This is a genomic window from Bathymodiolus heckerae thiotrophic gill symbiont (genome assembly GCF_900180345.1).
GTDB lineage: Bacteria > Pseudomonadota > Gammaproteobacteria > PS1 > Pseudothioglobaceae > Thiodubiliella.
On the sequence record NZ_FXLV01000060.1, the window covers coordinates 1 to 7762 of the forward strand.

The 7762-nt window shown below is 37.3% G+C and carries 6 protein-coding genes and 1 pseudogene; 2 read left to right on the plus strand and 5 right to left on the minus strand.

Features of this window, described 5'->3' with window-relative positions; all coding sequences use genetic code 11:
- Positions 1–142 precede the first annotated feature (142 nt).
- Complete coding sequence (locus CRYPD_RS08380) at positions 143–277, plus strand: hypothetical protein (RefSeq protein ID WP_280178681.1); 135 nt, start codon at positions 143–145, stop codon at positions 275–277.
- Positions 278–492: 215 nt separating this feature from the next.
- Here the strand turns inward: CRYPD_RS08380 and CRYPD_RS06900 are convergent, their stop codons facing one another.
- Positions 493–1401: a LysR family transcriptional regulator gene (locus CRYPD_RS06900; protein WP_342211701.1), complete on the minus strand. Its 909-nt coding sequence runs from the start codon at positions 1399–1401 to the stop codon at positions 493–495.
- 81 nt (positions 1402–1482) lie between these two features.
- On the opposite strand from CRYPD_RS06900, the gene metE reads away from it, so the two are divergent.
- A complete protein-coding gene (gene metE / locus CRYPD_RS06905) occupies positions 1483–3759 on the plus strand; it encodes a 5-methyltetrahydropteroyltriglutamate--homocysteine S-methyltransferase (protein ID WP_138146854.1) in 2277 nt (758 codons plus the stop codon).
- 73 nt (positions 3760–3832) lie between these two features.
- Here the strand turns inward: metE and CRYPD_RS08485 are convergent.
- The 4 genes and pseudogenes from CRYPD_RS08485 to CRYPD_RS06930 form a co-directional block, all read right to left on the minus strand.
- Positions 3833–4189: pseudogene (locus CRYPD_RS08485) on the minus strand (IS30 family transposase); the annotation flags it as partial.
- A 191-nt stretch (positions 4190–4380) separates the two neighbouring features.
- Positions 4381–6588 carry a thioredoxin domain-containing protein gene (locus CRYPD_RS06920; RefSeq protein WP_138146855.1) on the minus strand — a complete coding sequence of 736 codons (2208 nt, stop codon included), beginning with the start codon at positions 6586–6588 and terminating at the stop codon, positions 4381–4383.
- A complete protein-coding gene (locus CRYPD_RS06925) occupies positions 6585–7073 on the minus strand; it encodes a hypothetical protein (RefSeq protein ID WP_138146856.1) in 489 nt (162 codons plus the stop codon). Before CRYPD_RS06925 ends, CRYPD_RS06920 begins: the two co-directional genes overlap by 4 nt.
- A complete protein-coding gene (locus CRYPD_RS06930) occupies positions 7070–7603 on the minus strand; it encodes an RNA polymerase sigma factor (RefSeq protein ID WP_138146857.1) in 534 nt (177 codons plus the stop codon). Before CRYPD_RS06930 ends, CRYPD_RS06925 begins: the two co-directional genes overlap by 4 nt.
- Positions 7604–7762 lie beyond the last annotated feature (159 nt).

The following is a 7762-nucleotide window of genomic DNA, read 5'->3' on the forward strand; positions in this document are numbered from 1 at the left end:
GATTTACATACTTGTTTTTTACTTTCATAACGGTACTTTAACATGATTTTAAATATGCTTAAGTTGTCATGACCCTAAATTAATAGTGCTGGCTGAGTAGATAATCAATCGAACTTATGAGCCTAAGCCTTTAGTGGTGTTTATGGTTAATAAGCCTGTTAAGTGCAAAATATTCGCTGCTAACTTTATTGATAGGGTTGTGCATCATCTAATCTATCGGGCAATTTATGCTGGTATTGAGAAAATATTTATTCACGATAGTTACACTTGTCGATAAAATAAAGGCAGTTTGTATGGTATTAAACGAGCGACTAAATTTATTCGCCAAGCAACAGATAGAGACTTAAACCCAGCCTTAGCCTTGCCAGGGCACAGAGTTTAAAAAAATACCAAGTCGGTAAAAATTGAATTCTGCTAATCATCCATATTTATGCAAAGGTCTCATAGATATTTTGTCATTTTCTAAATGGCTTTATTATTGCAATTGTAGAATCAATCATTTTGGCTAAATTTCTTACCAATCTTAATAAAACGCTGAATGTAGCCAACTTCCTTGTCCTGCTTGCGCAAAATCGCAAATAATTTTTGTTTCAGCCCTTGTGTGTTGATTTGGATTTTTTTAATCGCCATGGTTTGAATAAACTCATCTGCTAACCATTCTGGCAATACACACACACCTCGTTCAAGTGCGGTCATTTGTAGCATTAGTTCAATGGATTGGATTTTTTTAATCTGTTTGGGGTAAATGTGCGCTGGGTTTAAGAATTGTGTCAAAATATCCAGTCGTTCCAACGGCACGGGGAAGCTCAGTAGTGTTTCTTGCGCTAGGTCTTTGGGGGTGATAATCGTCTTAGGTGTCAGCGGGTGTGTATCAGCCACCAAAAGTACGAGATTATATTGGCCAAGGGTTTCAATATGAATGTCTGCTTTTTTCTCTACATCTGGTGTAATCAAAATATCAATATGATGATTGAGTAGCCCTTCGTGTCCAGAAAATTGAAATTTATTGATAATTTCCACTTCAACATCGGGCATTATTTGCAAAAATACCATCAGGACTTTTGTCAGCCACTGATGGCAAGGATAGCATTCCACTCCAATCCGTAAAATACCTTGACGACCTTGGGCGTAGGCTTTCAGGGTATTTTCGGTTTGTTCTAAAATAGGCAATAGTTGTTGTGCTGTTTGCAACAACAATTCTCCTGCCTTGGTAAGGCGCAAATTCCTACCTTCTCGCTGCCAAAGTGCTGTGCCCAGTTTTTCCTCTAAATAGCGAATCTGATGGGATAAGGCGGATTGACTCAAATGCAGCACATTTGCGGCGCGCGTCAAGGTGTTATTTTCATGCAATGCTTGCATAATCTTTAAATGTTTCAGCGTTATCATATGAATATAACTCATAATTATGTTAAAAATAATCATTTTACTTCATATAACTACCCTTATAAAATAATCCACTTTACACAAATAAAGAGTTTTATCATGGTAACAACACATAATCTAGGTTTTCCACGCATCGGCAAGCATCGACAATTAAAATTTGCATTAGAAAAATATTGGTCTAATACTATTTCTGCAGATGAATTATTACAAACTGCAAGCACACTACGCCAGCAGCATTGGCATAATCAAAATCAACTTGATTGGGTGCCTGTGGGCGATTTTTCTTTTTATGACCAAGTTTTGGATATGAGTTTTTTATTGGGAAATGTGCCAAAACGCGCTGATAATTTATCAGGAAGTGAGCTGGATAATTATTTTCGAGTGGCGCGTGGTCGATCTTCTGCGAATGAATCTGATTGCACTTGCATCCAAGCGGGCGAGATGACTAAATGGTTTGATACTAATTATCACTACATCGTGCCAGAATTTAGCCAAGAGACAAGTTTTTCCCTACAAGCGCAACATTTGATTGCACAAATCAATGAGGCGAAAATACAGGGCGTAAAGGCTAAACCCGTCATTATTGGTCCAGTCACTTATTTGTGGCTAGGCAAGTCAAAAGACGACACCAATAAGCTGGATTTGCTAGATTCGTTGATTCAAGTGTATGCACAATTATTTGATGAATTGGCGATGTTAGGCGTAGAGTGGGTGCAAGTTGATGAGCCTGTTTTGGTTACAGAATTGGAGGAAGAGTGGCAATTTGTATTTAAAAAAATGTATGCCGCCTTAGCAAACAGTCCAGTTAAATTGTTAGTCGCCAGTTATTTTGGCTCGTTGCAGGATAATTTAACGCTTGCCTGTGGCTTGGGTGTTGCTGGATTGCATCTTGATGCGATTAATGCAAAAGACGAGATTCAGGCGGTGATTGATACTTTACCAGAGGGTAAAGTTCTGTCCTTGGGCGTGGTAAATGGTCGTAATATTTGGAAAACAGATCTCAGTGCCACTCTGTTATGGCTTGAGCCTATCTACCAGCAATTACAGAATAGACTGTGGTTAGCGCCATCTTGTTCGCTATTGCATGTGCCTGTGGATTTAGACAATGAGCAGGAACTGGACAGCGATATTAAATTGTGGCTGGCTTTTGCAGTGCAAAAATTAGACGAACTCAGTCTATTAGCGCAAGCGCTTAATCAAGGCCGAGCTAGTGTTACTAAAGAGATAGCGAGTAATATTGATAGCATTAATGCTAGAAAATATTCACCATTGGTGCATAATAGTGCCGTTAAAGAGCGTGTTGCTCAGGTAAATGATGCCTTGGGTAATCGCCAGTCTGATTACCAAAGTAGGGCGAAATTACAAGGTGAAAAACTCAACCTACCACTATATCCGACCACAACCATTGGCTCGTTTCCACAAACGCCAAAGATTAGACAAGCCAGACGCGATTATAAATTGGGAGAATTATCAGCAGAAAAATACACGCAAGTGATGCGTCTTGAAATCCAACATTGCGTACAAGCACAAGAACAATTAGGTCTAGATGTCTTGGTGCACGGCGAACCTGAGCGGAATGATATGGTGGAATATTTTGGCCAACAACTCAGTGGCTACACATTCAGTCAATTTGGCTGGGTGCAATCTTATGGCTCTCGTTGCGTCAAGCCACCGATTATTTTTGGTGATATTTCTCGCCCAAAACCTATGACATTAGATTGGACAATCTATGCTCAATCACTCACTAATAAGCCGATGAAAGGGATGCTCACTGGTCCTGTAACCATGCTCAACTGGTCATTTGTGCGTGACGACCAATCAAGAGAGTCCACTTGTTTGCAGCTGTCTTTAGCCATTCGAGACGAGGTATTAGACCTTGAAAAATCCAATATAAAACTCATTCAAATTGATGAAGCAGCGTTAAGAGAAGGCCTGCCCTTGCGAAAATCTCAGTGGCAAACCTATCTTAATTGGGCAATTAAAGCTTATCGAATCAGTGCCAACGGTGTGGGAGATGAAACCCAAATCCACACCCATATGTGCTATTCAGAATTTAACGATATTATTGCAGCCATCGCACAAATGGATGCCGATGTCATCACTATTGAAACCTCTCGCTCGGACATGGAATTATTAGATATATTCGATGAATTTGATTATCCTAATGAGATAGGACCTGGTGTGTATGACATCCACTCCCCAAACATCCCCTCAGTTGATTCTATGGTTGAACTCATGCAAAAAGCAGCCCAACGCATTCCAGCCAAAAGGCTATGGGTTAATCCCGATTGTGGCTTAAAAACCAGACAGTGGAATGAAGTCAACCCTGCACTAGCCAATATGGTGCTCGCTGCTCAACAATTACGAGAAGGCTGACTCTTGGTATTTTTTTTAAAAAATTTTAAAATAGTACCAATAAGAGCAATCAATTTACATAAAAACGGCGAATTCAACCCATAAGTGCAACACTTCCATTCAAAAAAATAGTCTTTACCAGTTAACTGCGCAAAGACCTAAAATGGGGTTTTCCACCCCAAACATTTCTGTTCATTAAATCCGTTACTCTAAACGCTTCTTTTTCACTTGCCTTGTCCAAAGCTATTTGCTTGGGGAAGAATTGTCTTAATAAACTATTATGGTTCTCATTTAAGCCACGCTCCCAACTGTAGTAAGGCTTAGCAAAATAAGTTTCACAATCGAGCGATTTGGCAATGCTTTCATGCCAACTAAACTCACGCCCATTGTCAAAAGTTAAGGTTTTAACCCAGTGCTTAAGTGGCGTGAGTAGTTTAGCAATAGCATCATTTTCCGCAGCAGGGGATGGCAGTAACTATATTACCGCACAAACACTACACGTTAATGGCGGAATGTATACCGTTTAGTCTTGTCTCTGATCTGATACACAAAAAAACCCAGCACTTAAGCTGGGTTTTTTGTTGTCAAGGTTCAACCTTGACAAGGAGGCGATTAATGTCAAAAGCAAGTGCAAAGATAGTGTTAAGGGTTAATTGATATTTTGATTTGTTGTGGCGGTAAGCATACTTTATCGCTACAAGCCTGTAAAGTCAATTTGGCAAGGGTAAATTTCTTGTCTTTTAGGGAGAAATTAAGTGTAATTTCTTCATCGTATATGGCTAATTTTTCTTTACTAAAGCCCAAATTGATGCGTTTTTCCTGTGGGTAGTTAATTGTTTTTATATTATCACTAACAAGTTGAGTGGCAATTAAACTTTTTTGTAAAACCTTATTAGCATTAATGTGCCAGCCTTTTTCAATATTAAGAATGACTTGGTTGTGGCTAGATTGGATTTTAATTCTGCCATCATACGCATAGACGGTGTTTGCCGAAATCCCTTGTTGTTTGTCGCTATAATTTTTGACGATACTGGCATAAGCACTGGGATTTTTATGAATTTTTGTGCTGAAACTTAATAGTAATTGTTGAGCGAATTGCTGATATTTTTTATCTTGAGTGCGAGTGGATAATTTATTGAGCACACCATAAGCAACGCCATTGGCATTAAAAATAGCACCATCGTAAATTTCTTTGTTGTTATTGATGCGTTTATTGTTGCTGATTTTGAAGCCAAAATTTTTCTTATCCCAAAAATTGTAAATAGCTTCATCTGTTAACTTTTGTGCTGTTGTTAAATATTTTTTATGACCCGTTGCATCATACAAATCAATTAACCCATCAGCAAAATAAGCATAATCTTCAAAAATTGCGCGTTGTGAAGTTTGACCCTCAATTTGAACGCGTTGTAAATATTTTTGATAAAAATTATCCAGTAAAAAATCAGCCAAATTTTGTGCCACTTTTAAATATTTACCGTCAATTTCGCTGGCAACAACAAATGCTTTTAATAATAATGCATTCCATGATAATAAGATTTTGTTATCAAGCAAAGGTTTTTTACGATTCTGTCGCACTTGATAAAGCTTTGCTAATAAAGTGTCAATTTTTATAAAATCAACTGCTTGAATTTTATTAATATCTTTAAGATGAATAACAAAATTCTGTTCAAATTCGGTGGCGTTTGATAACTCAAAATAGTGTTGAAATTCGACAAAATCAGCACCTAAAATTGCCTTTAATTCTTGAATATTCCAAATAAAAAACAAACCTTCTTCGCCGTTACTATCTGCATCAGTGGCACTATAAAACCCACCATTTTGCATTTCACGAATGACATAATCTAGCGTTTGTTTGGCAATGCGTTGATAAAGAGGCTTGTGGGTAAGTTGGTAGGCTTTGCTATAAACCATGGCTAATTGCGCTTGATTGTAGAGCATTTTTTCAAAATGTGGGAACAGCCAAGCATTATCGGTGGCATATCGATGAAACCCGCCACCAACGATATCGTAAATCCCACCACTTGCCATATTGTCAAGTGTTGTAGTGATGGCATTTAATTTATCATCGTTAGGGTGGTGCATTTGTTCATTAATCAACATTAACAGCTGTGCTTCGTGAGGAAATTTGGGTGCATTGCCAAAACCGCCATCAAATTCATCAAAGTTTTTGAGTAAATTTTGCACAGCCAATGATTGTAAATTTTGAGGTAATTTTGTGGCTGATGAGGTTTCTTCAAGTAGTGCAACTTTAACGCTTTCAACCGTTTTTGTAATGATATTTTGCTCATATTGCCAAACATTTTGTAGTTGCTTAAGTTTAGTAATTAGTGTGTTTTTAGGGAAATAAGTGCCTGCAAAAAAACCATCACCTGCTGGCGTTAGCACCATATTTAACGGCCATCCACCACTGCCTGTTAGTAATTGAGCAATACCCATAAAATGACTGTCCACATCTGGCAGCACCTCTCTGTCCACCTTAATGGCAATAAAATTTTTGTTCAACACTTCGGCAACGGCTAAATCTTCAAAACTCTCTTCCTCCATCACATGGCACCAATGGCAAGTGGCATAACCAATGGACAAAAATATCAATTTATTTTGTTGTTTTGCCAATTCAAAAGCCTCGTCATTAAAGCCATACCAATTCACAGGGTTGTGTGCATGTTGTAATAAATAAGGGGAATTGGCTAAAATTAAATGATTGGTAAATTTGGCTTTGCCATTGTCAAGGTGTTTAGTGCGTGGCTGATAATCTGAACTTTTTTGCTGATAAGCCGATTGTAAATCCTGATCTGAATGTGCCATAATTAATGTGGGGAAAAGAAAAATAAGTGCTTTTAGGTGTTTCATAGGCGTTTTGTGTATTCTATTTTTTTCGGCATTATTATGTGGGCTTTGTTTTCAACCGAAATTATTACCATGGCATGTTTGAAATTAGCCAGCATAATTTTACCTAAAATTATGTTTTTTACCCCGTTATTAGGTAATTCAGTAACTTTAAAAATTTGACCCCCTTTTTTAATCCACAACACACATACTTCGTCTTTATTAACCACCATTGGATTAACTGCCTTGATAGACAATTGCTGATTTTCTAAAGTTACCTCCCAGCCAGTATCGCTAGCACTCAAAATGGTGTTAGCGTTGGGTGCCAGTGAAGTAAAAATTATGATTGGAATCAATAAAAACAAGGTGTGCCAAAGTCGCAGTATTTTTTTGACTTTTCCCTTTAACCCTAACCCAAGGTTATCAGCAATATTGCACCAAACTTGATTTTTTACCTTTTTACTTAAAGGGGAGATGGCATTTAACAATGCCAGTTCTTTATGTTTCATAAAGCCTCCAAGCAGGTTTTTAGTTTGGGTAGGGCGCGTTTCACCCAACTTTTAATAGTGTTTTCTGATTTGTTAAAAGTTTTGGCAATTTGTGTGTAGGTTTTGCCGTGGAAATATTGCATAAATACGGCATCTTTAATATGAGTGTCTAGTATTTTTAAGCACGCAATAATGCGCTTTTTGTTTTCAGATTGCTCCAGTTTTTCTAATAGTTGGATTTGCCCATCGTCAATAACATTTAAATCAAAATCATCGATAATTGGCAATTGTTTTTTGCGATAAAAATCAATCGCATAGTTGCGTGCAATGGTTATCATCCAAGTCAGTGGTTTGGCTTTTTCTGAATCATAGCATTTAAAATTATGATAAATTTTCACAAATACCTCTTGTAAACAATCCTGAGTTAATTGCTCTTGTCTTAAGATACGCAAAATCACCCCATAAAGTTGCGTGGCAGATAATTGGTAAATACAATGAAAGTTTTTATCATTGAGTGGCTGTGCAAAATAATAGGTAAGATTTTTGTTCATAAATTTATTATACGAATCTTTTATAGAATTGTTGCAACTATTTAGTCAACCCTTAAAAACCCAATTCAAAATAACCAAACCTTATTTAATTACAAGCTTTTGCATACTGCAACATAAACCAATGATTCTTTATAAAAAAATAGTGAACCTTTAGTAAAA